This window comes from Nocardiopsis endophytica, from assembly GCF_027706725.1.
In the GTDB taxonomy this organism is placed as follows: domain Bacteria; phylum Actinomycetota; class Actinomycetes; order Streptosporangiales; family Streptosporangiaceae; genus Nocardiopsis_A; species Nocardiopsis_A endophytica.
In genome coordinates this window covers 39,102-64,027 of sequence record NZ_JAQFWQ010000020.1, presented here as the reverse complement: position 1 = coordinate 64,027, position 24,926 = coordinate 39,102, and the positions used below count along the sequence as shown (strand labels likewise).

Below are 24,926 nucleotides of genomic sequence, written 5' to 3'. Positions count from 1 at the left end.
AGGGTTGTGACCCCACCGCGCGTTGCACGTCCAGACGCTGATTGGCGGGCCCTCCCACCCCGAGTGGCCGTGGTCACCCTCCGCTTTCTCGTCACTGCTGACGTGTCAACAGTGCCCCTATTGACTTCGATGTGCCGCTCGATTCCGGGACAGAACGGCGACGTGGCTGGCCATTGCCATTAGGGCTTGGAGCCGTGCGGGGAGGCCAAGGCGGTTCCAGTGGAAGATGACCTGGTAGGTGAGCACGGCTCGTAGGCCGCGCTGGAGTTCTCCAGTCCGCGCTGCGTGGCCGAGGGTGGTGCCGCATTCGCGGAATGCCGATGCTGTTCTGGCGCAGGGGTGCAGTAGTCCGCCGGGGGAGAACAGCGGGCTGTCCGGGGTGGTGACCAGCCGCAGCAGTTTCTCCACGTCGGCGATGAGGTTCCCGGCGCGTTCCTCCTCGCCGTTCGGGAGCGGGCGTTCGGCGGCAACCCGGGCCCATACGTCTCCTTGTTCGTACCACTCCAGTCCTGCGCCGGTGAGTAGGGCCGAGCACAGCACGAGGGAGACCTCATGCCGCCGCAGTGGGAGCTCCTGAGGGAAGCGGAGGGCGAACGCGGCGTCGGCATGGAAGAGGGCGTGGGCGGCGTCCATGCCCGCCGGTCCGCCGAAGGCCGCGGTCTCGGGCTCGTAGACCACCGGGTTCCAACCTGCGAGCAGCCCACGGTCGGTCAGGTCGTCGAGGGCGGCTTCGAGGCGGGCGCGGTGGCCGTGACCGCGGGGTTGTAGGCGCAGTCGCCAGCAGGGGTACTTGCGGATGAACCACCAGCCGCACTCCGGGCCGCCGAGGTGGGGGAGCAGGCGTCGGACGGTGTCCTCGGCGTTGTTCCAGTCGGTGAACTCCAGGTTCGCCTGCCACCATTGGCCGGGCCGGTGGGTGAGGAGGGCCTGGGCGCCGGCCCGGTGGTAGAGGTCGGCGGCCGCCTGGAGCTCCTCGGGAGCGGCCCCGGCCCGGCTCGCGGCTTCGGGCAGCGCGGTGCCCGCGAGTACTTCGCGCACCGCCTTCTCCAGCTCGGAGGGGGCGGCGGTGGTCAGTTGATGAGCAGGCATGCGTCCCATCCGGTCTCCACGGTCGCTTCGGTGGCGGTGAGCAGCGCCAGCACGACGCCCGCATCGCCGTCGAGCAGCCCCGCTTCCCGAGACGGGGCCACGGGTATGGCGGCGGTGAAGCGCTGGGCGAGCGCGGGCAGCAGTCCAGCGAGGCGCGGGTCGGCCGCGTCGGCGGCGGCGCGCCAGGCGGTCTGGAACAGCCCGGCCCATCCGTGGCACAGCCGCGCGTCACTCAGGGTGGCGAGCTGGTGCGGGTCGCTCAGGCAGTCGGCGAGCGCGCTCTCGAACACCGACCGCAGGTGGCGCTCTCCCAGGGCGAGTGCGGCGAGCTGCCCGGCGCGGGCGATGCCGGGGGTGCCGTAGCACCAGCTCGGCCGCGCCGGCCCTTGCTGGGCCGGGGTGCGGGCGGTGTACTCGGTCAGGGTGAGGTGTTCGGGCCACCACCGACCGGTGGGACCGGGGCGGCTCCAGTCCAGGAGGAAGGCGGCCAGGTGCTCGATCGCCGACATCTGCCCGGGGGCGGTGGTGCCTGCTCGGGAGGCCTGGCTGAGGAGCATCAGGGGCCCGGTGATGCCGTGTGCGGCGCCGAGGTTGGCGTGTCCGCCCTCGGGGGCGGTGGGGGAGTTGTGCGGGTCGTTGGCCACCCACCACCCGGGAACCCGGGCCCGGCCGAGGGGCAGCGGGCGGACCAGTGCCGACAGCGCGGTGAGGACCCGGGCGAGCTCGGGGCTGTCGGGGGCGGTGCGCAGCAGGTAGGCGCCAATGCCGGTGAGGCCGAAGAAGACGTCGTACTCGCCGAATCTCGCGGGTTCTTGTCTGTTGATGCGTTCCGTCATCTGTTGGGCGCGCTGGTCGGCGGTGCGGGCGATGTGGGTGTGCAGGGTGGCCAGGGCCTTGGCGTGGGCGCGGTGTGGTCCGGCGGAGTGCAGGGCGAAGGCCACGGCCGGGGCGCCCCAGTACAGTCCAGCCGAAGGGGAGGCGCTGATGTCGCCTTGGGCCGCGCGGGTCAGAGCGCGAAGGGCCAGTCCGGGGTCCGTCCGGCCGCGGGCGGCGAGTTCGGCGTGGGCCAGTGCGTCCCCGGCCTGACCTGCCGCCAGGGAGTGCGCACTGTCCTGGTCGAAGCCCTCCACAGGGCGGCGGGCCCACCGCTCGATGAAGGCGTCGGCTCTTGCACGCAGCTCGCTGTCGATGAGGGCGGTCGTGTTCATCGGCGGCCTTGGCCCTGGCGCAGGAGGCTGTGGGCGCAGTCGCGGGCCAGCCGCAGCAGGGACTCCTCATGGTCGGGGCCGAGGGCGCGGCGGTGGTGCAGGTGCAGCAGCGAACGCAGCACCATGCGCGGATCGCGCTGGGCCAAGAGCCGGTCGCGGTAGTCCGTGAGCGCGAGGCGGCGCTGCTCCCACGCGCGGCCCAACTCGGTTTCGGTGCTCGGCGGCACGGTGAGAAGGCGGCGGGCGTGTTCGCGGTCGTCGCGATCGACGGGGGCGCGCAAGTCGGCGAGGTCATCGGCCAGCCACTTGCGCCCTTGCTCGGGTGAGGCGGCGAGTGCTTCGGCGATGCCGACCATCGACGCCGCAGCGAGCGCGCGCTTCAGGCTGGCATCGTCGCGGGCGGTGGTGATCTGGGCGAGTGCGGCTCGGGAGTCGGCGGCGAAGACCTTGTGCGCGGCCCGCATGGCGTCGCCGTGGCCAAAGCGGCCGGTGTGCTCCCGGTGACCGGTGAACTCCAGCCCGGCCGACAGGTGTCGGGTATGCAGGGCGTGGGCCCAGGCGCCCAGGCGTTGGGCGAGGGCGGCGTGGTCGGCCGGATCGTCCAGTCGAACGGTCACCATTAAAGCCGGTTCACCGCCCGCGAGCGGAGCCTCGCGCTGGAACCACCACAGGCCCGACTCGGGCGCTTGGGTGAAGAAGCCGGAGGCGTGGTCGGTGAGGACCTCATCGGCGCGGTCGGGGTGGACGAGCAGGCGGGCCTGGACGAAGGGGCCCTCGCCGACCGGATGCGCCCTGAGGGCAGAGACGGCGACGGCTGGCCGGAGTGGTGTGCGGGTCGTCTTCAGTGCGAACAGGACCTCGTGGGCCCGGCCGATCCACCCCTCGTCCCCTTCCTCGCCGGGGCGTTCTCGCAGTTCGACCGTTCCGGTGGCCTCCAGGGCCGAGCGCAGCAGGCGCCGGTGCAGCGGCTCGTCCAAGTCGATGGGCAGGCGCTGATCGTGTTCGACCATCACCACCCGGCCGGGAACGGCCAAGGAGTCCCGCCACCGTTGAAAGGCCTGGTCCCAGTCGGTGGCCGGGGCCGAGGGGCCGGGCAGGTCGCTGGACCGGAGGCGCCAGCGGGCAGGGGCCAGGATCGTGCGCCCGCTGCGAAAGCGCGGCAGGTAGGGCAGGGAATCGGCGGCACCGGGATCGAAGGCGGTGTAGGCGGCGCAGCGGGCGAAGGGCAGCTCGGCGATGAACCGGGCCAGCGGAGGGGTGTGGGTTCCGGCCTCCAGGGCGTGCAGCACCCGCGGCTCCACCGCCCGCCCGGTCGAGGCCTGGATCAGGGCGAATCCGCGCGCATCGCCCACCACCAGCAGATCGTCCGGCGCGATGGCTTGCTCTCGGGCGTCGTGGCGGTCCAGGGCGATGCGCGCGGGGAGGACCTGGCGGGTGCGGGCGATGTCGGCGTTGCCGCGCCGCCGGGGGACGAAGGCCACCTGCGCGGTGAGCGCCCCGTCGTCGGCCTCGTAGGAGCGGGCCCACCGTTCCTGTTCGGGTTCGGGGAGCAGGTGGAGGAAGCGCCCGGCCATGCTGCTGGCCGCCCTCGGGGCGCCGGTGACCTCCAACAGGAAGTCGCCCTCCTCCAGGGCATGGAGGGTGCGGGCGTGGACGACGGCGCTGAGCTCCACACGCCCAGGCGGCGCCGCCTCCTCATCCGCCTCCAGGCTCTCCACGGTGCGCTCGTCCAAGTCGACCTCGTTGTCCCCGCGCATCAGGGCCCGCTGGACCAGCTCCAACAGGACGCCGTCGCGGGGTCGGCGCGGTCGGGGCGGCGCCTGGCGGGCCGAGCCGAGGAACCCGGCCGGGTAGCCCAGGCCGCCGTCGCCGACCAGCTCCAACACGGGGACCGCGGCCCCGGGGCCGTACCGGTCGCGGAAGCGCTGGTGGTACTCGTGCCAGTGCTGCGCCCCGAAGGGGTATGGCGACAGGCGCACCAGCAGCTCAGCCGCCCGCCGGGCCTCCTCGGCCACCGGGCGCGGCAGGGCGATGTCGCAGTCCAATGCCACATCCGCCGTCAGGCCCGCCCCTGGGCCCTCGTGGCACCGGCTCATCCGGCGGGAAAACGCGGCGACCTCGGCACGGTCGGCGCCCACGGGCCGGGGGCGGTCCTCGCTCACCTGGGCGGCGAGCACCTCCAGACCTTCCACCAGGTCCGCTGCCTCGGGGATCTCTTCGGCCTTGATGGCGTGCAGCTCCTCGCACAGGTAGGCGAGCGCGTCGGTGCGGTCCATCGGCGCCCACAGCCCTTCGAGGAGTAGGCCTTGGGAGAGGAGCCCGCCGAGGAAGCCGGTGATCGCGGAGTCCGTGGTACCAGGGAAGCGCTGTTGCAGGTGCTCGGCCAGCTCGGCGTATCCGACCCGGGAGCGGGCGGCCTCCAGCGCAGCGAGGGCCGGAGCGCTGCGGCGCACCGAGACCTCCACCGGCGCCGCCAACACCGACTGCCCACCGGACGCAGGACCGGGTGCGACAAGGCGGTCGCCCCTCCGGTGGACGCACGGGTTCGCCTGGACCGGGGCGCGGCGCCGCACCTCATCGATCGCCAGCAGGCGCTCGATGGCAGCGGCCAGCCAGGCGGTGTCCGGGCGAAGGCTCGCCCCATGTACTCCGCCCCAGTAAACGCGGGTGTCTCCGATGCTCGCAGGGGCGATGCCGGCGAACAGCCCGGCCGGTGTGGGGCGGTTCTGCCAGCGCAGCGCGAACGCGGCCGAGGAGACCAGCGCCTTGACCTCGCGCCTGCCCAGGTTTGCACCGTCGCTGCGGGCATGGACCTTGGAAAGGCGCTGATGCAGGACTGGAGAAGCGATCCGCAGCGCCTCACCGGCCCCGGGGGCGCCCCACAGCTCTCGGGACCATCCGAGCAGCCGCCGCCTGCCCTCGGAGTCGTCAGGGTCGGCGCCCCCGGGCGGAGCGGTGGCGCGGTCGGCGGTGGTGGCGCGCAGCATGACCGCGCACACGTGGTAGCCCGCCTCGGCCATGACCGGTGCCTCCTTCGCAGCGTTCGAGAAGAGGGGTGTCCGCCCCCAGGCCGGACACCCCTGATCCCCATGTGTTCGGTCGGCGGGCCCTAGAAGGGGTCGCCGACGAAGCTGTTGCAGGCCGAGGCGCCGTTCTGGCACGTGTTGCCGCACCCGTCGCTGGTGGTGCAGGCGAGCTTGCCGCTGGGGTGGGTGGTCAGCACCACCCGCACTTCCAGCTCGAAGTCCTCGGGAAGCTCGTCGGGGCCGGTGTCCTCGGCGGCCGGGGCCGCCTCAGGCATCAGGAGCGCGGTGTCTCGGGGGGCCATGTTCTCCTCCTGCTCGCGGTTATTCCGGGGGCCAGGTCAGGGTGACGCGGACGTGGCGCTTGTCGATGACGGCCTGACCCTCCAGTTCCTCATCGGGCGTGGCGGCCGGGTAGGCGGTGACCTGCGGGTCGGGCCCGCCGCGGTGCAGCCGGTCCCACACGGTGACCAGCGCGGTGACCTCGTCGGCCAGTTCCGTTCGGTGCGGGCCGAAAGCGTGCACCCCGTACTCCACGTGCTCATCGGCCTCATCGCCGGGTGCGGGACGGGTGATGAGGTAGGCGAAGCTGTCGCCCCGCACGGCGGCCATCGAGAAGTAGGGGTTGGTCGGCTGGACTGCGCCGGTGTCGGCCTCGGAGTCGGTGGTCATGATGCAAAAGCCCGGCAGGTGGGTGGCCAGGTAAAGCTGGAGCCCGACGATCGGCTCCTGACGGTGCACCCGAACACCGGTCCACGCCTCGGTCCGAGGGCTGCGCACCGCGTTGTCCAGAAGCTCCACCTCGCCCGGGGCGCCGTCGCCGAACCGCAGCCCCACCGACTCGTCACCGTTCACAAGGACGACCTGCTCGTCGTGGGCGTCGACGCCCTGCATGGCCACGAACCCGCACACCAGCGCCGAGTCGCTGACCAGGCGGCCGCCGGAGCGGTGGAAGGCCACCGAGCGGGTGAGTGACCGCATCCGCAGCGGCACCACCAGCCGCCCGTCCTCGGCAAGCTGCTCGGTCCAGGCCGACGGGATGTCCCAGGCACCGGCGGTGACGATGATCCGGTCGAACGGCGCCTCGCCCGGGACTCCTTCGGCGGCGTCGCCGGTGACCACCCGCACCTGCGGGTACCCGGCCTCGGCCAACAGCTTGGCGGCGCGCTCGGTGACCTCAGGGTCGATGTCGATGCTCACCACGTGCCCGGCGGGGCCGACCAGTTCGGCGATCAGGGCGGCGTTGTAGCCGCCCGAGCCGATCTCCAACACCCGCATGCCCGGTTCGATGCGGGCCTGTCCGAGCATCATGGCCTGGATCTGCGGGGCCGAGACCGAGCTGAGGGCCACGCCGCGTTCGTCCTTCTTGGTGACCACCGGGTTGAACGGGGCGTGCGCGGCCTCCAGGTCGGCCTCGGGGGCGAACAGGTGCCGCGGCACCTCCAGCAGCGCCCGCTCCAGCGGGGGCGAAAGCTCCATGCCGTTGAGCGCCTCGGGGCTCTTCAGCGTGGCCACCATCTCTTGGCGCCAGGCGGCGGGGGACTTTCCGGTCTGATCGGACAATGTGCCTCGTCCTTGTCGGTACAGACGTGCAGTGATCAAGAGGCGACAGCGCGCCGTCCTGCACCATCGACCGTAGAGAGGGCCGAAGCGCCGACTCAATGAAGTTGCACGAAGTTGCACAGCCTCAAGCGAAGGCCTCGGAAGCCGAGTCGATGAGCGCCCGTGCCCGGTCGCCATAGACAGCAGCGCGGCGCAACTCGTTGAATGCCCTGATGTACGTGGCGATCTCTGTGGGTGCACGCACGCTGACCTCGGCGTTGAGCAGCTCGACCTGAACTAGGTCGTCGTCGTAGATGTAGCAGGCCTCCAGAGGCCAGATGCCACGCCGGTCGGAGAAGGGGATGACGCCGAGCGAGACCGTCGGCAACGACATCACCGACCGCAGGTGGTTCAGCTGGTCGGACATAGCCGCACGGTCGCCGATTCTGTAGCGCAGCACGGACTCCTCGATGAGGAAGGAGAAGCTGCGGTGGCTTTCATAGAGGACCTGTGACCGGGCGGTACGCGCCTCGACCGCCTGCTCTACATCGTCGGGAATGCCCCTGAAGGCTGTGATCGCCGACAGCAGCGCGGTGGCGTAGGCCGGCCGTTGGAGGAACCCGGGGACGATGTCGGGCGAGTAGACCCGGAAGCGGCTGGTCTGCCGATACAGGGGGTTGTAGGAGGCTTGGAGGCGTTGGAGTCCCGAGCGCTGCTTGCGCTTCCACTCCACATACATCGACTCGGCGCTGCGCGAGGCGGCGATGAGATCGGCGACCTGCTCTTCGGCCCCGCAGGCCCGGCACCAGGCACGGATATCGTCGTCAGAGGGAGGCGTGCGAGCATTCTCGAGCCGGGAGGTCTTGGCCTTGTGCCACCCGCACGCCCCGGCGAGCTGTTGTCCGGTCAGTCCCGCCTCGATGCGCAGTTCCTTCAGACGCTCGGCGACCGCGCGTCTGGCTTCAAGGGCGCTGGGCGAAGGGACTGAGGGCATGGCAAGAGATCAGCGCTGGTCAGACCTGGTAGTCCTCATGCGCAACCGCACGCTCCCACACAGAGTCGAACGCAGCCGCGCAAAGCTTGACCACGGCAGGATCCTCGACGATCTCGCAGCCGAGCATGGCCCCGTCGCCGCTGAAGTGATTCACGCGCACTACCCGGTCGTCGAAGAGCCAGAAGTCGTTGCCCGGGAACGCGATGTCGGTGGCGCGGCTCCGCGGCAGCCACCTGACCTGCTCGCCCGCGATCAGGTTGGCCTGGGTGATGAAGTGCTCGTAGCGGATGTACTCCGACACCGGCTCCGAGACCACCCGGGCACGGCGGACGGCTACACCTCGCGCCACGGCGTCGGCAACGGCCTGATAGTAGGGGTGCCACCAGGACTCGTGGTCCTCCCAGTCGGTGCGTCGGCCGTTCCGCCAGGCCTCGAAGTCCTCCTTCTCATCCCCGACCGCGTAGGCGTCGCGCATCTCCAAGTGCACGGCGCTGTGCGTGCTCTGGGCGAGCATGTCAGTGAAGGCGGGAACGTTCTGCCTCATCACAGGCCTTCCTCAGGGCATCGATCATCCGGGTCGGCATCCGAACGATGTCCTCGTGGGGAGGGACCGGACCTGCTGCCCGGCAGCCCTGCCGTGTGTCCGCATCGACCTTCCATCCCTGCAGAACGAAGTCGCCGGTGGCATCGTCGATGAAAACGCTGGGTGAGCCGTCCTTGCCGGATTCGGGGTCTTTACCGATGAACCGAAGCTGCATAGCGCCCTCTCAGTGGACGTGGGGGTTGCATCCGGTTGCACCGACCATCGCATCTCTCTGACAGTAGGTCAACGGAGGGAGGGGCCCTCTATCGCGTGGCAGTAGGCCGCGGCTGTGCCCGAGGAAGCGCCCTTTGCGTAGTCATATCGCCGGGTGCCCGCTTCGTGGCTTCGCCCTATTGGAAGAGTCCCAGAAGGTATGCCCCCAGCATCATCCCGAGGATCGAGCAGGTGTGGATGGATCTCCAAACGGGATCAGTCACGGGGCGTGCCAAGGAGATGGCGTGGGGAAGGGCGTTACGGTCGCGGCCTGTGCCGGTGGGCTCTGGAACGGGGCGTCCCGTGTGCCGGAGGGATCGCACGGTGCGGACGTCGCGGATGGAGGAGTCGCCATCCGGACCCAGCTCCGTCCTGAGCTGGGTCAGCCACTCCGGCAGCGAGGGATCGGCGTTGGACGGCCACGGCTCTGGGCGGGCCACCGACATCCGCTCGGGCATCGTCGCGGGGCGCGGTGTCGTGTAAGGGCGGGCGCGGTTGAAGCGGCATCCCTTGGGGGCAGCGAGGACGGCGCGTATGTGCGGATCGGTTGCAGTGCTCGGGACGTGGTCGGGGGAGGTCATCTTTGCTGCTTCTCTCTGCTGTGACGGGCGACGTGGGAAGGAGTGAACGCGCCCTACTTGAGGAGGACTTCGAACCACACGGTCCGGCCGGTGGGACCGGTGTGCGTGTCCCAGGCGGCGGCAAGGGCGTCGACGAGGCCGAGCCCCCGACCGCCGCGGTGCAGGCCGAGAGCGGCGGGGTGTGCACGGATCACTGGAACGCCCGGGCCGCCCTGGTCATGGACGCTTACGCGGAGGCGCTCGGCGTCCACGACGGCGATGACGGAGAAGAGGCCTCCCGGCATGCCGCTGGCGGTGTGGCGGATCGAGTTCGTCGCCAGCTCGCTGAGCAGCAGGCAGGCCGTGAACGCGGTGTCCGAGGTGGCGGCGTCGGCGACGAGGGCGCGCTCCAGCCAGCGCCGGGCGGCCGGGACCTGGTCGGCGAGGCCGTGGAAGGTCGAGGAGTAGGTACGCGGCAGGGGCAGGTCCATGGCAGGACACCTCCTGGGTGAGGCCCCGGTGACGTTCGGTGTCTGCCATGGTGGACGAGTGAATCGTCCAGTGCAATTCTCACTGAGAAAATGACTACGATGAGCCATGGCCTAAGTGGTCACTTCGGGCGGGAGACTGGCCCAACGCCACGTGAGCAGGGAAGGAACCCTCCCAGATGCCCCCAATCCAGGCTCCGACCATCAGACTCCGCCAACTCGGTCTGGAACTTCGGCGGCGCCGGGAGGCCGCCGGGTTGAAGATCGAGGATGCGGCGTACCACCTCGAGTGCTCGATCGCCAAGGTCAGCAGGATCGAATTGGCGAAGGCCAAGCCCCGGGTCCGGGATGTCCGTGACCTGTGCGAGCTCTACGGGGTGGACGGCAACGACCGGGACCTGCTCGTCCGACTGGCCAAGGACGCCCAAGCGCCGGGGTGGTGGGACGAGTACCAGGACGTCTTGTCGGCCCAGTTCGGCTCGTTCATGGGCATGGAGCACGAGGCGAACTCGGTTCGGTGCTACGAGGCCCTGCTCGTTCCGGGCATCTTTCAGACACGGTCGTATGCCGAGGCTGTACTTAGAGGGACACTGCTGCCGCCCCAGAACACCGAGACGGAGATCGAGAGGCGTCTGGAGGTGCGCCTGCACCGGCAGCGGCTCCTGGAACGAGAACCGCGGCCCCGAGTGTGGGCGATCTTGGACGAAGCCGTCCTTCGGAGGCCGGCGGGTGGGAGGGCGGTCCATCGCGGCCAGCTTGAGCGACTGCTGGCCGAGTGCGAGCGGGACGGCGTCGACCTCCAGGTCCTACCGTTCGAGCGGGGCGTGCACGCCGCCCTCGACGGTCCCTTCTATCTCTTCGGATTTCCGGCACCTGCCCACCCTGACGTGGTCTATGTAGAGTCCCAGAGCGGCAACTCCTATCTGGAGAAGTCCGGGAACGTCGCCCGTCATGCGCAGATGTTCAGTCTTCTCGCCGCTCAGGCCCTGGACCCGGATAGGAGTCGACGGTTCATTGAAGAGCGGATCGAGGAGTGCCAGTGAGCCAGGGCTTCGGCGACAGGGCGATCGGGTGGAGAAAGTCCTCCTACAGCCAGGGGGCGAGTGGATGTTTAGAGTGCGCGGCCGTCGGTGTGCGCGGGCGTGCGGTGCGGGACACCAAGAACCGCGACCTCGGGCATCTGGCCTTCGGGAATGGGGAGTGGGCGGCCTTCCTCAGGTCTCTCCAGACTGAGGTCTTCTAGGGCCTGGTGCGGGAGAGCGGCTGGGAGCGATCGGCTACGGAGGACTGCCCTAGAGCAGAACAGTGCCGGTGGCCCGAGCTGGAGGAGAGCGCGACGAGCTTCCTACGCGGGGCAGAGCACATCGACGCGGCACCGCTCGTCGAGTTGGCGGATGCGCTCGCCGACCTTGCGGCCGGCGCACTTCCTCCCGCTCCGACTGGGCGGCACTGGTACTTCGGGACTCCGGAGGGTCGGGTCCTCCTAGACGGATAGGCAGGCGCTTCGAACGTGCCGGTGGGCGCGCGGCGCGGCCCGCGATCATCTGTGGCCTCCATCCGCTTTCGCGACAGGCCTTGGGGCCGTCTTCCAGCGGAAGAGCAGGGCCACTGCCGCCACCATCACTGGGACCGCGATGTACTCGGCGGCGAAGGGGGCGATCGCCGCTGTCAGGACCAGTGCCGTCGCCGCGTGCGCGCGGGCCCGGCCCCTCAGGAGGCGCGCTCCTGACCCCATCCCCACCAGGTACGTCACCAGCACCAGCGACGCGGGGATTCCCACCAGCGCCTCGGTGCCCCAGCCGCCGGCCCAGCTGACCGCCAGGCCCGCCGCGCCGCCGCCGGCCACCGTCAACACGCCCGCCACCGGCACCCCGCGCGTGTCGCGACGGGCCAGGAACCCCGGCGTCCAGCCGTCGGAGCCGAGCGCGTAGGCGAGCCGGGAGAGGGAGGCGAGGAAGGTGTTCGTCGTCCCCAGGCTGATCACCGTCGCCAGCACCGCCGAGGCGACGGCGGCGCTGAACCCCAGCCCCGTCCCCAGGACCTCGCCCACCGCGACCCGGTCCACGGCCGGGTCGCCGTAGGTGCCCGTCCCCACCACCGCGAACGCGACCCCCGTGTACAGCACCAGCACGACCGCCACCGTCGCCACGGTCGCCCGCCGCATGTCCCTGCGCACGTCCCGGAACTCGCCCGCCAGGTGTGCCACCGCCTCCCACCCGGCGAACGCCAGGAACAGCACCACGGCCGCCTTCGCCACGCCCGACACCCCGTGCGGCGCGAACCCGGTGGGCCCGGTGAAGGCCTCCATGCCGACGTGCGGCAGCGCGGCCAGCGTCGCGGCCAGCAGCAGGAGCGCCACCCCTCCCGCCAGCGCCAGCTGCACCCGCCCGCTCAGCCGCATCCCCGCCAGGTTCGCCGCCGTGGCCAGGGCCAGGATGGCGCCCGCGACCACGTACGCGGCCCACGGTCCGGCGCCCAGCGCCGCCGCCACGTAGTAGCCGCCGGTCAGCGGAACGATCGTCTGCCCGAGCACACCGGCGACGAGGTAGAACCAGCCCGATAGGCCCCCCGCCGTCGGTCCGAACGCCCGGGCCGCGTAGGTGGCGATGCCCCCGGCGTCCGGGTACCGCGTGGCCAGCGCCGCGAACGTCGTCGCCAGCGGCAGCCCCAGCAGCCCCATGAACAGCCACGCCAGCAGCGACGCGGGCCCCGCCATCGTGGCCGCCTGCCCCGGCAGCACCAGGACCCCCGCGCCCAGCACGGCTCCGGTGTAGAGCGCCACCGCCTGCCCGAAACCGATGGTGCGCTCCGGCGCGATGGTGCTCACCCTCGTTCCTCCTCACCGGATCGCCCGGCCGCACGGGGGTCCCGGCGGCAGGAACCAGCCTCGGGGTTCCACCTGGGCCCGGCCAGTGGCAAGCTTGCCGATATGCGAACGGATCTTGCCGCCCACCGCGTCGCCGTCACGGTCGTCGAGGGCGCACCGGTCTTCGAGGTGTCGGTCGCGTGCGAGGTCTTCGGCATCGACCGTCCCGACCTCGCCGACCCCTGGTACGAGATGTGGATCTGCGCGGAGCGTCCCGACACCGCGCTCGCGCACGGCCTGGCCCTGCAAGAGGCCCACCCCCTCGACAGCGTCGTGGAGGCCGACACCGTGCTGGTCCCCAACTGCACCGAGGTGGACCGGGCGCCCCGCGAGCTGGCCGAGGCGGTGCGCGCCGCCTACGACAACGGGGCCAGGGTCGCCTCCATCTGCACCGGCGCCTTCGTGCTCGCCGCCGCCGGGCTGCTGGACGGCCGCACCGCGACCACCCACTGGATGCACGCCGCCGAGCTGGCCGCCGCCCACCCCAAGGTGCGGGTCGACCCCGCGGTCCTCTACGTCGAGGACGGCGGCGTCTACACCTCGGCCGGGACCGCCGCCGGGATCGACCTCTGCCTGGAGCTGGTGCGCGCCGACCACGGCACCGCGGTCGCCAACGCCCTCGCCCGCCGCCTGGTCACCCCGCCCCACCGGGAGGGCGGGCAGGCGCAGTACGTGGAGGCGCCCGCGCTCGCCCACGACGACACCCGCCTGGCCCCGCTCCTGGAGTGGGCGCGCTCCCGGCTCGCCGAGCCGCTCACCCTCGACGACCTCGCCCGCCGCGCCAACCTGAGCAGGCGCACGCTGGCCCGCCGGTTCGAGGACGCCCTGGGCGTGCCGCCGCTGCGCTGGCTGCTGTGCGAGCGGGTCCGCCGCGCCCAGCTCCTCCTGGAGACCACCGGGCTGCCCGTCGAGCAGGTGGCGGAGGCGAGCGGCCTGGGCAGCGCGGCGAACCTGCGCCGCCACTTCACCCGGCACGTGGGGGTCGCGCCGCTCGCCTACCGGCGCGCCTTCCTCGCCTCCCGGGAGCGGAGGGCGTCCGCGGCACGATCGTGACCTCGGCCGCAGGAACCGGAGGCCGCCTCTGTACGTCGCAGACGGTATACCCCATCAACGAAAGAGAGCAGGAGAACGGCCATGGCAGGAACCGTAGGCAGGCGCGTGGCGGCGGCGGGCGGGTTGGGAGCACTGGCGGTGCTCCTGTCCGCGGGCTGCTCGTTCAACGCCAGCGTCGGGGACATGGAGCCGGTCGGGAGCCCGGACGCCGAGCAGGAGAGCGGCGGTGACGGCGGCGGCGCCGAGTCCCCCGAGGCGGGCGGCGGCGACGCGGGTGCCGTCCCCGCGGACGAGGTCGCCCGGCAGGCCTCCGACACCCTGGCGGAGACCGTCGGCCAGACGCCCGACTCCCTGACCTGCCCCGAGGACCTTCCTGCCGAGGTCGGGGCCTCCATCCGCTGCGAGCTCACCGCGGACGGCCAGACCTTGGGCGTGACCGTCACCGCGACCGCGGTCGAGGGCACGAACGTCGACTTCGACGTGGTCGTCGACGAGACGCCCATGGGCTGACGCCCGAACCGGGGCCGGGTGAACAGCGCGACCCGGCCCCGTCGGCTCCGCCGCGCGGCGGAGCCGGCGGGGGATGGCGCTCGCCTCAGTGGTGGTCCATCATCGGTGCCGGAACCGGCGCCCCCTCTTCGAGGAGCCGACATGACCGACCCCGCGCCCGGCGGCGGCCCCCTGGACGTCCTGGAGCGCATGCTGCCGCTCCTGCGTGACAAGGACCTCGACGCACTCGCCGACCTCTACACCGAGGACGCGGTGCACGAACTCCCCTTCGCCCCTCCCGGTGCTCCCCGCCGCATCGAGGGGCGCGAACGGATCCGGGAGTACTTCTCCTCGACGCTGGCCCATGTCCCCCTGGAGTTCCACGCGTTCCACCCGGTCGCGGTGAATCCCGCGGCGGACCCGCAGGTGGTCGTCGCCGAATACGACGCCGAGGGCACGGCCCTTCCCACCGGCCGCCGGTTCACCGTCCGCTACCTGTGGGTGCTGCGCGTCGTCGACGGCCGGATCGCCGAATGGCGCGACTACTGGAACCCCGCGGAGATCATCGACCTGCAGGGATAGGCGGACGCCCCTCCTCCGGCACCGGACACATCGCCGGTGTTCAGCCGCTGTAGTCCCTCCAGTTCTGGCAGTTCAGCAGGCACGACGCCTCACCGATCAGTTCCCCGGGGCCGTCGATCCCGCGTTCCCCGATGGAGCGCGACAGGTCGACCAGGTCCACGCCCCAGGAGTCCGTCCTCAGGCGGGCCGCGCGGCCGCCTGGGAACTCCACGCGGGCCTCCCTCCACCCGCGCGGCCACTGGAGGCGGTGGTCGGCCTCCTCGCTGTCCAGGTGGGCGGCCCTCATCCTGGTGATGATGACGCCCTCCCGTAGCACGCACTCCTCCACCCGCACCGTGGTCGCCCGTTCCCCCGGGCCGCAGGAGAGGAGCCCGTCCGCCGTGATGCCCGACGCCTCCGGATCGGGGTCGGGGGGCGTGGTGCCCAGCAGCACCGTCCGGCCGAACCAGTCGCGGTAGACGAGTTCGGTGAAGCCGTTCTTTCCATAGGCGTGGGTGAACCGCCAGCCCCGTGCCTCAAGGACCGCGACGCTCGGGTACCCGGCCAGCCCGGCCGCCGCCTCCTCCTGCTCGTCCTGTGCCTCGACGTGGTGCATCCCGCCGCGCGCCACGAAGACCATCGCGACGGCCGCCGCCCAGGCGGCGTATCGGCGGTGGTCCATGTCGCGGACCCCCGCTCCGAGGACCATCGCGACGAACACCGCCAGGGCCGGCGCCAGGACGACGGCCGGTGCCCAGAGGGGGACCGGCGGATCCAGGACGTACTCGATCCCGAAGGGGGCGGCGCACGCCGACACCAGGCCGACGAGTCCGCCGACGGCGTAGGGGTGCTCCACACGGCGCCTCTGGAGGTGGGCCCCCGCCGCCAGCGCCACGGCGATCGCGGGGACCACGGCCCTCATCGCGAGCGAGTCGATCGTGGGGTCGTAGGAGGGCGTGAGGACGAAGACCCCCGCCGTGCCGAGGACCGTGGCCACGGCCGCGGCCGGCGTGTAGAGGAACGCCGTGACGGCGGCCTCTTTGACGGGGCCCTGAGCGGGGGCGCCGTGGGAGTCGGGCATGGTGGATCGGACCCGCCGCCGCACCGGGGCGTTCCATCGCGGCCGGATGCGGTCCGCGGCCCTACTCTCCCGTGAACGTCGGCGCGCGCTTCTCGGCGAACGCGCGGGCGCCCTCCTTGGCGTCCTGGGACGCCATCACCTCCCAGCCGACCGCGTCGCTGACCTTGAGCGCCTCCTCCTCCGGCATGCCCTCGGTCTCGCGGTGGACGCGCAGGACCGCCTGCACGGCCAGCGGGCCGCACGCGGCGATCCGGTGCGCCACCCGCATGGCCTCCTCCAGCGCACCCCCGTCCGGGACGACCCGCGTCACCAGCCCGATGTCCGCCGCTTCCCGGGCCGTGTACGACCGGCCGGTCAGCAGCATCTCCATCGCGTGCGCGTACGGGATCTGCCTCGGGACCCGGATCGCGCAGCCCCCCATCGGGAACAGGCCGCGCCTGGCCTCGTACAGGCCCAGCACCGCCCCCTCCCCGGCGATGCGCACGTCCGTGCCGACCACCAGCTCGGTGCCGCCCGCCACCGCCGGGCCCTCGACCGCCGACACCAGCGGCTTGGGCGGGCGGTCCTGCCGCAGCAGCCCCTTCCAGTGGAAGTCCTCGATCTCGGCCGCACGCGCCCGCACCCGCGGGTCGTCCGACGGGCGCCCCATCCCCTTGAGGTCCGCCCCGGCGCAGAACACCCCGCCCGCGCCCGTGAGCACCCCGACCCGCACCTCCGGCTCGGCCGCGATGTAGGCAAAGGCGTCCGCCATCCCCACGAGCATGTCCGTCGACAGCGCGTTGCGCGCCTCCGGGCGGTCCATCTCCACGGTGACGATGGGCCCCTGCCGGCGCACCGCGCAGTGGGGGGTGGACAGGGGGAGGAGGGGCGCTTCCGTCGGGTGTTCGGTCATGGGGCCTCCCGGTCGGCGGGTGGTGTCCGGGCCCGCGCCGACGCCGCTCCAGGGGCCCAGGTGAGAACTGATTCTAGATCGGAAAAACGCTGCTGGACACGGTCTAGCCACAAAAAGGAGAACGTGCTCTACTTTTCGGGGAGTCAGCGTCCGTGTGACGGAGGTCTCCATGTCGGACACCGCACCCCTCGGCTTCTGGAGGACCGCCCGCGCCCACCCCGACCGCCTCGCCTGCGTCGACCCCGACGGGACCGAGCACACCGCCGGAGCCCTCCTGGCCCGCGCGAACCGCCTCGTCCACGCCCTGCGCGCGCTGGGACTGCGCGCCGGCGACGGCGTCTGCGGCCTGACCCCCAACGGGTCGGACGGCCTCACCCTCTACCTGGCCGCGCTCCAGGCCGGCCTCTACTTCACCCCCGTGAACTGGCACCTCACCGGCCCCGAGGTCGGCTACATCACCGCCGACAGCGGCGCCAAGGCCCTCTTCGTCCACGAGCGCTTCGCCGAACAGGGCGTGCACGCCGCCGACGCCGCCCGCCTCCCCAAGGAGGCCCGCATCGGCTTCGGCGACGTCCCCGGCTTCGTCCCCTTCGATACCTTCACCGGCGGCCACCCCGACCGCATGCCCGAGGACCGCACCGCCGGGCAGACCATGCACTACACCTCGGGCACCACCGGCCGCCCCAAGGGCGTGCGCCGCGCGCTCAGCGGCCTGGACCCCGACGACGCGGCCGAGCTGGGCACCGCCCTGTTCGGGTTCTTCGGCATCGAACCCGGCCCCGGCAACGCCCACCTGGTCACCGCGCCGACCTACCACACCGCCGTCACCCAGTTCAGCACCACCGCCCTGCACATGGGGCACACCGTCGTCTACATGGACGGGTGGGACGCCGAGGAGTTCCTCCGCCTGGTCGAGCGCCACCGCATCACCGGCACGCACATGGTCCCCACCCACTTCAAGCGCCTGCTCCACCTGCCCGAGGAGGTGCGCTCCCGCTACGACGTCTCCTCGATGCGCTGGCTCGTCCACGGCGCCGCCCCCTGCCCCGAGGAGGTGCGCGCGGCGATGTTCGCCTGGTGGGGCGAGTGCGTCTACGAGTACTACGCCGCCACCGAGGGCGGCGGCACCGTGCAGCGCCCCGAGGACCGGCACGGCCACCCCGGCTCGGTGGGCCGCCCCTGGCCCATCACCGAGCTGCGCATCGTCGGCGACGACGGCCGCACCCTCCCGCCGGGGGAGACCGGCACCGTCTACATGCGCATGCTCGGCCCCGACTTCGAGTACAAGGGCGACCGCCGCAAGACCGACGAGGCCCGCCTCGACGGCTTCTTCACCCTCGGCGACATCGGCCGCCTGGACGAGGACGGCCACCTCTACCTCAGCGACCGCACCTCCGAGGTGATCATCTCCGGCGGCGCCAACATCTACCCCGCCGAGATCGAGAAGGAGCTGCTCACCCACCCCGAGGTCATGGACGCCGCCGTCTTCGGCGTCCCCGACGACGACTGGGGCGAGCAGGTCAAGGCGGTCGTCGAGCCCGCCGCCGGGTCCGAGCCCGGGCCGGAGCTGGCCGAGCGCATCCGCGCCCACCTGCAGGGCCGCCTGGCCCGCATGAAGCACCCCCGCACCATCGACTTCATCGCCCAGATGCCCCGCGAGCCCAACGGGAAGCTGCCCAAGCGCCGCCTCCGGGACCCCTACTGGGAGGGCCGTGAGAAGAATGCCGACTGAGCCCCCTGGGGCCGACCCCCTCGCCCCCCTCGTCGGAGCGCACACCGTCGCCTTCCCCGGCGGCTACACCCGTAGCACCGGGCCGGTCATCGGCCGGTTCCTCACCGAGCTGCGCGACGGCCGCCTGGTCGGGGTCCGCGCCGCGTCCGGGCGGGTGCTGTTCCCGCCCACCGAGTACGACCCCCGCGACGGCTCCCCGGTCACCGACGACTTCCCCGAGGTCGGCCCCGCCGGGACCGTCCAGGCCTGGTGCTGGGTGCCCGACCCGCGCCCCGCCCACCCCTTCGACCGCCCCTTCGCCTGGGCGACCGTGCTCTTCGACGGCGCCGACACCGCCCTGCTCCACGCGCTCGACATGGGTCCGGACGCCGGGGCCGACCCGCCCCGCGGCCTGCGCGCCGGGCTGCGCGTCCGCCCCCGCCTGCGCCCCGCCGGCGAGCGCACCGGATCCATCACCGACATCGCCTGCCTGCGCCCCGAGGTGACCGCGATCCGCGACACCGGCCGCCTCGACTACACCATCCGCGCCGACGCCGCCCTCACCCGGTACCTGGAGGCCCAGACCGAGGGCCGCATCATCGGCTCCCGCGCCCGCAGCGGGGCGGTGTACGTGCCCCCGCGCGACCTCGACCCCGCCGACGGCACCCCCGTCACCGGGGACGTGGAGCTGCCGCCCACCGGGACGCTCACCACCTTCTCGGTCAACCACGTGCCCGACCCCCGCGCCCCGCAGGTCCCCTTCGTCACCGGATACGTCCGCCTCGACGGCGCCGACGTGGACCTGCTGGCCCTGGTCAGCGGCGTCGACCCGGAGCGGGTCCGCCCGGGGATGCGCCTGCGGGCCGAATGGCTCCCGCCCGAGGAGCGCAGCCGCACCCGGCCGAGCATCCGCTGGTTCGTCCCGGATGAAGGAGCCGAAGCGGGGACGGGGGAGGCGCCGTGAGCGCCGCGGCCCCGGCCCGCGTCGCCGTCGTCGCCTACGCCGCCGAGGTGCACCCGGGCGGCACCCCCGCCGCCGAACCCGCCCTGGTCCACTGCGCCGTGACCGCCGTCCTCGACCAGGCCGGGATCGACCGCGCCGACGTCGGCTTCACCTGCTCGGGCAGCTTCGACTACCTCGCCGGGGCGCCCTTCTCCTTCGTCGGCGCCCTCGACTCCCTCGGCGCATGGCCGCCCATCAGCGAGAGCCACGTGGAGATGGACGCCGCCTGGGCCCTCTACGAGGCGTGGCTGCACCTCCTCAGCGCCGAACAGGGAGACAGCGGCAGTACCGGCAGCGGCGGCATCGCCCTCGCCTACGGCTTCGGCAAACCCACCCAGGGCTCGCTCCCCGACATCCTCGCGCGCACCCTCGACCCCTATTACCTGGCCCCGCTGGGCGTCGACGCCGACGACCTCGCCGCCCTCCAAGCGCGCGCGGCCATCGACGCCGGTGTCTGCGCCGAGGACGCGGCCGGTGCCGTCGGCGGCGCCCCACCGGCGGACGGCGCGGCCGCGGTCCTCCTGGCCACCGAGCCCGCCGCCTCCCGCATCGCCCGCGCGCGCGGCGTCCGCCCCGCCTGGATCACCGGCCTCGAACACCGCATCGACGTGCACAGCCCCGCCGCGCGCGACCTGTCCCGGTGCGCCTCCGCCGCGCAGGCGGCCGCCGCCGCGGGCGTCGACAAGGGACCCGTGCACGTCGCCGAACTCCACGCCCGCCACCCCCACGAGGAGGCCCTGCTGCGCGCCGCCCTCGGCCTGGGCCCGAACACCGAGGTCAACCCCTCCGGCGGCCCCATGGCGGCCGACCCCGTCATGGCCACCGGCCTGGTCCGCATCGGCGAGGCCGCGCGCCGCGTCGCCGACGGCACCGCCGACCGGGCCGCCGCCCACGCCGCCCAGGGCCCCTGCCTGCAGCACAACCTCGTCGCGGTCCTGGAGGCCGCACCGGAAGGAGGCCCCCGATGAGCCGAGCGGCCGCGGTGATCGGCGTCGGCCAGACCCACCACCGCAGCAGGCGCACCGACGTGTCCATCCCCGGCCTGGTGCGCGAGGCCGCCCTGCGCGCCCTGGAGGACGCCGGGCTGGGGTTCGCCGACATCGACGCCGTCGTGCTGGGCAAGGCCCCCGACCTGTTCGAGGGCGTGGCCATGCCCGACCTGTTCCTCGCCGACGCCCTGGGCGCCCGCGGCAAACCCCTGCTGCGCGTGCACACCGCCGGCTCGGTCGGCGGCTCCACCGCCATCGCCGCCGCCCAGCACGTGCGCTCCGGCGCCTTCGGCCGGGTCCTCGCCCTGGCCTGGGAGAAGCAGTCCGAGTCCAACGCCACCTGGGCGCTCACCGTCGGCCAGCCCTTCTCCGCCTCCCTCGTCGTCGGCGCCGGGGGCTACTTCGCGCCCTTCATCCGCGCCTACATCGAGCGGTCGAAGGCGCCCGAGCACGTGGGCTGGGAGGTCGCCGCCAAGGACCGCCGCAACGCCCTGCTCAACCCCTACGCCCACCTGCGCATGCCCGGCATCACCCCGGAGGCGGTCGCCGCCAGCTCCATGCTCTGGGAGCCGCTGCGGTACCTGGAGACCTGCCCCTCCTCCGACGGGGCCTGCGCCATCGTGCTCGCCTCCGAGGAGGCGGCCCGCGCCGCCCCCGGCCCACCCGCCTGGATCCGCGGCGCCGCCGTGCGCAGCGAGCCCATCGCCTTCGCCGGGCGCGACGCGGTCGACCCCCGGGCCGGGCGGGACTGCGCCGCCGACGTCTACGCCCAGGCCGGGGTGGACGACCCCCGCCGCGGCATCGACGCCGCCGAGGTGTACGTCCCGTTCAGCTGGTACGAGCCCATGTGGCTGGAGAACCTGGGCTTCGCCGGGCCGGGGCAGGGGTGGCGGCTGACCGACGGGGGCGCCACCGCGCTGGACGGCGACACCCCCTGGAACCCCTCCGGCGGCGTGCTGTCCACCAACCCCGTCGGCGCCTCCGGCATGATCCGCTTCGCCGAGGCCGCCCAGCAGGTGCGCGGGCGCGCCGGCGGCCACCAGGTGGAGGGCGCCCGCACCGCCCTCGGCCACGCCTACGGCGCCGGGTCCCAGTTCTTCGCGATGTGGATCGTCGGATCGGAGCGCCCCTGATGGAGTTCAACCTGGCCGACCTCTTCGAGGGCGTCGCCGCCCGCGTCCCCGACCGCACCGCGCTGGCCTGCGGAGACGAGCGCCGCACCTACGCCGAGCTGGACGCGCGGGCGGGACGCCTGGCCCGGGGCCTGGCCGCCGCAGGGGTGCGCCCCGGCGACCGCGTCGCCCAGTACCTGTACAACGGGCCACACTACGTCGAGGCGCTGCTGGCGGCGCTGAAGATCCGCGCGGTCCCGGTCAACGTCAACTACCGCTACGTCGCCGGGGAACTGCGCTCCCTGCTCGCCGACGCCGACCCCGCCGCCCTGGTGCACGACGCCGCCTTCGACGGGCGGGTCGCCGAGGCGTCCCCCGCGGCCCCCTCGCTGCGCTGCACCGTCCGGGTGCCCGACGGGTACGAGGAGGCGCTGGCCGCCGCCCCGGACGGGCCGCCGTTCCCCGCCCGCTCCGGCGATGACCTTTACATCATCTACACCGGCGGCACCACCGGCATGCCCAAGGGCGTCATGTGGCGCCAGGAGGACCTGTTCTTCGCCGGGCACGGGGGCGGCAACCCCGGCGGGGAGCCCGCCGCCACCCCCGGGCAGGCGGTGGAGCGGGCCGCCGCCACCGAGGGCGTGGTCATGCTGCCCGCTGCGCCGCTCATGCACGGCGCCGCCCAGCTCGCCGCGTTCATCACCTTCTGGGCCGGCGGCACCCTCGTGCTCGTCCCCTCCTTCGACGCCGCCGAGGTGCTGCGCGCGGTCGAGCGCGAACGGGTGCTGACCATGAACATCGTCGGCGACGCCATGGCCGCGCCCCTGGCCGAGGAGATCGAGCGCGGCGGGTACGACCTGTCCTCGCTGCTGGTGGTCAGCTCCACGGGGGCGATCCTGTCCGGGTCGGTGCGCGAGCGCCTGGAGCGCGCCCTGCCCGGCCGCATGGTGATGGACAACTACGGCTCCACCGAGACCGGCCTGGTCGCCTGGGGCGTTGCGGGGTCCGTCCCCGAGACCGGGCTGCGCTACCGGTTCGAGGACGACCGCATCACCGTGCTCGGCGCCGACCTGCGCCCCGTGGCGCCGGGCTCGGGGGAGGTGGGCACGGTGGCGCGGGCCGGGCGCGTCCCGCTGGGCTACTTCAACGACCCCGAGAAGACGGCAGCCGTGTTCGTCGATGTCGGCGGCGTCCGCCACACCCTCACCGGCGACATGGCCACGGTCGAGGCCGACGGCACCGTGGTGCTCCACGGCCGCGGGTCGGTCTGCATCAACACCGGCGGGGAGAAGGTCTACCCCGAGGAGGTCGAGGCGGTCCTCAAGGGCGCCCCCGGCGTCGGCGACGCGGTCGTCGTGGGCGTGCCCGACACCCGCTTCGGTGAACGCGTGGCCGCCGTCGTCGCCGCCCCCGACGGGGCGCCGCCCCCCGCCCCCGACCGCCTCGACGCCCACGTCCGCGCCCGCCTGGCCGGGTACAAGGCGCCGCGCCTGTACCGGATCGTCCCGCGGGTGCAGCGCTCGCCCAGCGGCAAGGCCGACTACCGCTGGGCGCGCGCGGCGGCCTCCGAAGGCCGCGGTCCCGCCCCCTCCCAGCCGAGGAAGGACGCACCCCCATGACCGCACCGAGCCCGCGCCCCGTCCCCGACGGCTTCGACTTCACCGACCCCGACCTGATCGCCGCCGGCGTGCCGCACGCCGAGTTCGCCGAACTGCGCCGCACCCGCCCGGTCTACTGGAACCCCCAGCCCCCCGGCCTCGGCTTCGACGACGGCGGGCTGTGGATCCTCACCCGCCACGCCGACGTGCGCGCCGCCTCGATCGACTCCCGGCTGTTCTCCACGCACGCCAACACCGCGCTGATCCGCTACTTCGAGGGCATCGACGCCGACGCCATGGACGTGCAGCGCAAGCACCTGCTCATCAACATCGACCCGCCCGACCACACCAAGCTCCGCAAGATCGTGCAGCGCGGCTTCACCCCGCGCGCGATCGAGCGCATGTCCGACGCCCTCGCCGAGCGCGCCGACCGCATCGCCGCGCGCGCGGCCGACAAGGGCGGCGGCGACTTCGTCACCGACGTCGCCATGGAACTCCCCCTGCAGGCGATCGCCGACCTCATCGGCGTGCCCCAGGAGGACCGGGGGCGGCTGTTCGCCTGGTCCAACGAGATGCTCGGCTACGAGGAGCCCGAGTACACCGTCGACCCGGCGGTGGCCTCGGCGCAGATCCTCGAATACGCCATGGCGCTGGCCGCCGAGCGGCGCGAGGCGCCCCGCAAGGACATCGTCTCGGCGCTGGTCAACGCCGACGTGGACGGGCGCGGGCTGACCGACGACGAGTTCGGCTTCTTCGTCATCCTGCTGGCGGTGGCCGGGAACGAGACCACCCGCAACGCCATCACCCACGGCATGCTCGCCTTCCTGGACCACCCCGGGCAGTGGGAGCGGTTCCGGAGGGAGCGGCCCTCCACCGCCGCCGACGAGGTGGTGCGGTGGGCCACCCCCGTGATCGCCTTCCAGCGCACCGCCACCGAGGACACCGAGATCGGCGGCGTGGCCGTGGAGAAGGGGCGGCGCGTGGGGCTCTACTACAGCTCGGCCAACTTCGACGAGGAGGTGTTCACCGACCCGTTCCGCTTCGACATCGGCCGCGACCCCAACCCGCACCTGGGCTTCGGCGGCACCGGGGCGCACTACTGCCTGGGCGCCAACCTGGCCCGGCTGGAGATCGACCTGATCTTCAACGCCATCGCCGACCGGATGCCCGGCCTGCGCGCGCAGGGGCCGCCCGAGCGGTTCCGCTCGTCGTGGATCAACGGCGTCAAGCACCTGCCGGTGCGCTACCGGTGAGCGGGACGGTGGGCGGACCGGGGCCTCACACCACCCAGTGCAGGTAGCCCAGGTACATCCCGACCAGGATGAGGACCGCGCCCACCACGGCGAACATGATGTGCACCCAGTTGCTCAGCCAGGGCGCCTCCACGATCCGCGCCACCTCGGGGCGGTTCGGGTGGTAGGTGACGGTCACCGTCTCGCCGTGCTTCGAGGCGGTCCACCCCGTGCTCTCGTGCTGGGCGTGGACCTCCTCGCCCAGGTGCGTGGTGAACCGCACGATCATCCGGGCGGTCGTGTTGGACTCGGCGTAGCCGACGATCTCGCCCTCGGCCCGCAGCCCGTTGCGCATCAGCAGGGCCGTCCACAGCGCGTGGCGGAAGTAGGCGTAGAGGACGGCCATGCCGGCGGCGATCGGCAGGAGGGGGTATATCTCGGCCACGGCGGCTCTACTCCACTGGGTCGGTCGGCACCAGGGCTCAGGCTAGAGCACGCGGCGGGCCTCCGATAGCCGTCCGCCCCGTGACACGCGCCCCGATCCGCCCTCCTCCGGGACGAGGTGGGCCCCGCCTTTCGTCGTAGGCGCGGATACGCTCCCGGGCCGATGCGGCGCCGCACCGCCCGTCGGTAGCGTCG

At 72.8% G+C, this 24,926-nt stretch carries 24 protein-coding genes; 11 read left to right on the top strand and 13 right to left on the bottom strand.

Annotation, left to right across the window (positions count from 1 at the left end; genetic code table 11):
* Positions 1 to 117 precede the first annotated feature (117 nt).
* The 9 genes from O4J56_RS09545 to O4J56_RS09505 all read right to left on the bottom strand — a co-directional run bounded on the left by O4J56_RS09545 (position 118) and on the right by O4J56_RS09505 (position 9,703).
* Positions 118 to 1,089: a thiopeptide-type bacteriocin biosynthesis protein gene (locus O4J56_RS09545; RefSeq protein WP_270685245.1), complete on the bottom strand. Its 972-nt coding sequence runs from the start codon at positions 1,087 to 1,089 to the stop codon at positions 118 to 120.
* A complete protein-coding gene (locus O4J56_RS09540) occupies positions 1,071 to 2,297 on the bottom strand; it encodes a lanthionine synthetase C family protein (protein WP_270685244.1) in 1,227 nt (408 codons plus the stop codon). Before O4J56_RS09540 ends, O4J56_RS09545 begins: the two co-directional genes overlap by 19 nt.
* Entirely contained in the window at positions 2,294 to 5,317 is a 3,024-nt protein-coding gene (locus tag O4J56_RS09535) for a lantibiotic dehydratase (RefSeq protein WP_270685242.1), read from the bottom strand. Before O4J56_RS09535 ends, O4J56_RS09540 begins: the two co-directional genes overlap by 4 nt.
* An 89-nt stretch (positions 5,318 to 5,406) precedes the next feature.
* Positions 5,407 to 5,625, bottom strand: coding sequence for an FxLD family lanthipeptide (locus O4J56_RS09530; RefSeq protein ID WP_270685240.1), 219 nt, complete (start codon positions 5,623 to 5,625; stop codon positions 5,407 to 5,409).
* Positions 5,626 to 5,644: 19 nt separating this feature from the next.
* Complete coding sequence (gene fxlM / locus O4J56_RS09525) at positions 5,645 to 6,883, bottom strand: methyltransferase, FxLD system (protein ID WP_270685239.1); 1,239 nt, start codon at positions 6,881 to 6,883, stop codon at positions 5,645 to 5,647.
* A 124-nt stretch (positions 6,884 to 7,007) separates the two neighbouring features.
* Positions 7,008 to 7,856, bottom strand: coding sequence for a helix-turn-helix domain-containing protein (locus tag O4J56_RS09520; protein WP_270685238.1), 849 nt, complete (start codon positions 7,854 to 7,856; stop codon positions 7,008 to 7,010).
* Between the two features lie 19 nt (positions 7,857 to 7,875).
* Positions 7,876 to 8,400: a DUF6879 family protein gene (locus O4J56_RS09515; protein WP_270685237.1), complete on the bottom strand. Its 525-nt coding sequence runs from the start codon at positions 8,398 to 8,400 to the stop codon at positions 7,876 to 7,878.
* Positions 8,372 to 8,614: a hypothetical protein gene (locus O4J56_RS09510; RefSeq protein ID WP_270685236.1), complete on the bottom strand. Its 243-nt coding sequence runs from the start codon at positions 8,612 to 8,614 to the stop codon at positions 8,372 to 8,374. The genes O4J56_RS09515 and O4J56_RS09510 overlap by 29 nt, the downstream gene beginning before the upstream one ends.
* Before the next feature lie 672 nt (positions 8,615 to 9,286).
* Positions 9,287 to 9,703: an ATP-binding protein gene (locus O4J56_RS09505; protein ID WP_270685235.1), complete on the bottom strand. Its 417-nt coding sequence runs from the start codon at positions 9,701 to 9,703 to the stop codon at positions 9,287 to 9,289.
* A 176-nt stretch (positions 9,704 to 9,879) separates the two neighbouring features.
* On the opposite strand from O4J56_RS09505, the gene O4J56_RS09500 reads away from it, so the two are divergent.
* Together O4J56_RS09500 and O4J56_RS09495 are read left to right on the top strand one after the other, a co-directional pair.
* Entirely contained in the window at positions 9,880 to 10,743 is an 864-nt protein-coding gene (locus tag O4J56_RS09500) for a helix-turn-helix domain-containing protein (protein WP_270685234.1), read from the top strand.
* On the top strand, positions 10,734 to 10,943 hold the full coding sequence (locus O4J56_RS09495; RefSeq protein ID WP_333563790.1) for a DUF397 domain-containing protein: 210 nt from the start codon (positions 10,734 to 10,736) through the stop codon (positions 10,941 to 10,943). The genes O4J56_RS09500 and O4J56_RS09495 overlap by 10 nt, the downstream gene beginning before the upstream one ends.
* A 297-nt stretch (positions 10,944 to 11,240) precedes the next feature.
* Here the strand turns inward: O4J56_RS09495 and O4J56_RS09490 are convergent, their stop codons facing one another.
* Positions 11,241 to 12,527: an APC family permease gene (locus O4J56_RS09490; RefSeq protein ID WP_270685233.1), complete on the bottom strand. Its 1,287-nt coding sequence runs from the start codon at positions 12,525 to 12,527 to the stop codon at positions 11,241 to 11,243.
* 102 nt (positions 12,528 to 12,629) lie between these two features.
* Here O4J56_RS09490 and O4J56_RS09485 point away from each other — a divergent pair, with 102 nt between their 5' ends.
* The 3 genes from O4J56_RS09485 to O4J56_RS09475 all read left to right on the top strand — a co-directional run bounded on the left by O4J56_RS09485 (position 12,630) and on the right by O4J56_RS09475 (position 14,690).
* Complete coding sequence (locus tag O4J56_RS09485) at positions 12,630 to 13,619, top strand: helix-turn-helix domain-containing protein (RefSeq protein ID WP_270685232.1); 990 nt, start codon at positions 12,630 to 12,632, stop codon at positions 13,617 to 13,619.
* Between the two features lie 81 nt (positions 13,620 to 13,700).
* Entirely contained in the window at positions 13,701 to 14,129 is a 429-nt protein-coding gene (locus O4J56_RS09480; protein ID WP_270685230.1) for a DUF4333 domain-containing protein, read from the top strand.
* A 141-nt stretch (positions 14,130 to 14,270) separates the two neighbouring features.
* Positions 14,271 to 14,690, top strand: a complete 420-nt coding sequence (locus tag O4J56_RS09475; protein WP_270685228.1) for a nuclear transport factor 2 family protein — start codon at positions 14,271 to 14,273, stop codon at positions 14,688 to 14,690.
* A gap of 40 nt (positions 14,691 to 14,730) precedes the next feature.
* Here O4J56_RS09475 and O4J56_RS09470 read toward each other — a convergent pair whose 3' ends face one another.
* Both O4J56_RS09470 and O4J56_RS09465 read right to left on the bottom strand, forming a co-directional pair.
* Positions 14,731 to 15,750: a hypothetical protein gene (locus tag O4J56_RS09470; RefSeq protein ID WP_270685226.1), complete on the bottom strand. Its 1,020-nt coding sequence runs from the start codon at positions 15,748 to 15,750 to the stop codon at positions 14,731 to 14,733.
* A gap of 61 nt (positions 15,751 to 15,811) precedes the next feature.
* On the bottom strand, positions 15,812 to 16,642 hold the full coding sequence (locus O4J56_RS09465) for a crotonase/enoyl-CoA hydratase family protein (protein ID WP_270685224.1): 831 nt from the start codon (positions 16,640 to 16,642) through the stop codon (positions 15,812 to 15,814).
* A gap of 169 nt (positions 16,643 to 16,811) precedes the next feature.
* Here O4J56_RS09465 and O4J56_RS09460 point away from each other — a divergent pair, with 169 nt between their 5' ends.
* From O4J56_RS09460 to O4J56_RS09435, 6 genes are read left to right on the top strand one after another with little or no spacing between them, the layout of a single operon-like run.
* Complete coding sequence (locus tag O4J56_RS09460) at positions 16,812 to 18,374, top strand: acyl-CoA synthetase (protein ID WP_270685222.1); 1,563 nt, start codon at positions 16,812 to 16,814, stop codon at positions 18,372 to 18,374.
* Positions 18,364 to 19,317 (top strand): Zn-ribbon domain-containing OB-fold protein, encoded by a 954-nt coding sequence (locus O4J56_RS09455; RefSeq protein WP_270685221.1) that lies wholly within the window; start codon positions 18,364 to 18,366, stop codon positions 19,315 to 19,317. The genes O4J56_RS09460 and O4J56_RS09455 overlap by 11 nt, the downstream gene beginning before the upstream one ends.
* Positions 19,314 to 20,324 carry a lipid-transfer protein gene (locus O4J56_RS09450; protein WP_270685219.1) on the top strand — a complete coding sequence of 337 codons (1,011 nt, stop codon included), beginning with the start codon at positions 19,314 to 19,316 and terminating at the stop codon, positions 20,322 to 20,324. Before O4J56_RS09455 ends, O4J56_RS09450 begins: the two co-directional genes overlap by 4 nt.
* Positions 20,321 to 21,478, top strand: coding sequence for a thiolase domain-containing protein (locus O4J56_RS09445; RefSeq protein WP_270685217.1), 1,158 nt, complete (start codon positions 20,321 to 20,323; stop codon positions 21,476 to 21,478). The genes O4J56_RS09450 and O4J56_RS09445 overlap by 4 nt, the downstream gene beginning before the upstream one ends.
* Complete coding sequence (locus tag O4J56_RS09440) at positions 21,478 to 23,076, top strand: acyl-CoA synthetase (RefSeq protein ID WP_270685215.1); 1,599 nt, start codon at positions 21,478 to 21,480, stop codon at positions 23,074 to 23,076. Before O4J56_RS09445 ends, O4J56_RS09440 begins: the two co-directional genes overlap by 1 nt.
* Positions 23,073 to 24,308, top strand: a complete 1,236-nt coding sequence (locus O4J56_RS09435; protein ID WP_270685214.1) for a cytochrome P450 — start codon at positions 23,073 to 23,075, stop codon at positions 24,306 to 24,308. Before O4J56_RS09440 ends, O4J56_RS09435 begins: the two co-directional genes overlap by 4 nt.
* Positions 24,309 to 24,333: 25 nt before the next feature.
* Here O4J56_RS09435 and O4J56_RS09430 read toward each other — a convergent pair whose 3' ends face one another.
* Positions 24,334 to 24,732: a DUF3592 domain-containing protein gene (locus tag O4J56_RS09430; protein WP_270685212.1), complete on the bottom strand. Its 399-nt coding sequence runs from the start codon at positions 24,730 to 24,732 to the stop codon at positions 24,334 to 24,336.
* Between the last annotated feature and the right edge of the window lie 194 nt (positions 24,733 to 24,926).

Coding starts and splice junctions, on each gene's coding strand:
- O4J56_RS09505 (WP_270685235.1), bottom strand. CDS start 9,703: ATGGACCTGCCCCTGCCGCGTACCTACTCCTCGACCTTCCACGGCCTC.
- O4J56_RS09480 (WP_270685230.1), top strand. CDS start 13,701: ATGGCAGGAACCGTAGGCAGGCGCGTGGCGGCGGCGGGCGGGTTGGGA.
- O4J56_RS09515 (WP_270685237.1), bottom strand. CDS start 8,400: ATGAGGCAGAACGTTCCCGCCTTCACTGACATGCTCGCCCAGAGCACG.
- O4J56_RS09435 (WP_270685214.1), top strand. CDS start 23,073: ATGACCGCACCGAGCCCGCGCCCCGTCCCCGACGGCTTCGACTTCACC.
- O4J56_RS09540 (WP_270685244.1), bottom strand. CDS start 2,297: ATGAACACGACCGCCCTCATCGACAGCGAGCTGCGTGCAAGAGCCGAC.
- O4J56_RS09460 (WP_270685222.1), top strand. CDS start 16,812: ATGTCGGACACCGCACCCCTCGGCTTCTGGAGGACCGCCCGCGCCCAC.
- O4J56_RS09520 (WP_270685238.1), bottom strand. CDS start 7,856: ATGCCCTCAGTCCCTTCGCCCAGCGCCCTTGAAGCCAGACGCGCGGTC.
- O4J56_RS09485 (WP_270685232.1), top strand. CDS start 12,630: ATGCGAACGGATCTTGCCGCCCACCGCGTCGCCGTCACGGTCGTCGAG.
- O4J56_RS09445 (WP_270685217.1), top strand. CDS start 20,321: ATGAGCCGAGCGGCCGCGGTGATCGGCGTCGGCCAGACCCACCACCGC.
- O4J56_RS09440 (WP_270685215.1), top strand. CDS start 21,478: ATGGAGTTCAACCTGGCCGACCTCTTCGAGGGCGTCGCCGCCCGCGTC.
- O4J56_RS09465 (WP_270685224.1), bottom strand. CDS start 16,642: ATGACCGAACACCCGACGGAAGCGCCCCTCCTCCCCCTGTCCACCCCC.
- O4J56_RS09510 (WP_270685236.1), bottom strand. CDS start 8,614: ATGCAGCTTCGGTTCATCGGTAAAGACCCCGAATCCGGCAAGGACGGC.
- O4J56_RS09475 (WP_270685228.1), top strand. CDS start 14,271: ATGACCGACCCCGCGCCCGGCGGCGGCCCCCTGGACGTCCTGGAGCGC.
- O4J56_RS09530 (WP_270685240.1), bottom strand. CDS start 5,625: ATGGCCCCCCGAGACACCGCGCTCCTGATGCCTGAGGCGGCCCCGGCC.
- O4J56_RS09545 (WP_270685245.1), bottom strand. CDS start 1,089: ATGCCTGCTCATCAACTGACCACCGCCGCCCCCTCCGAGCTGGAGAAG.
- O4J56_RS09535 (WP_270685242.1), bottom strand. CDS start 5,317: ATGGCCGAGGCGGGCTACCACGTGTGCGCGGTCATGCTGCGCGCCACC.
- O4J56_RS09455 (WP_270685221.1), top strand. CDS start 18,364: ATGCCGACTGAGCCCCCTGGGGCCGACCCCCTCGCCCCCCTCGTCGGA.
- O4J56_RS09470 (WP_270685226.1), bottom strand. CDS start 15,750: ATGCCCGACTCCCACGGCGCCCCCGCTCAGGGCCCCGTCAAAGAGGCC.
- O4J56_RS09500 (WP_270685234.1), top strand. CDS start 9,880: ATGCCCCCAATCCAGGCTCCGACCATCAGACTCCGCCAACTCGGTCTG.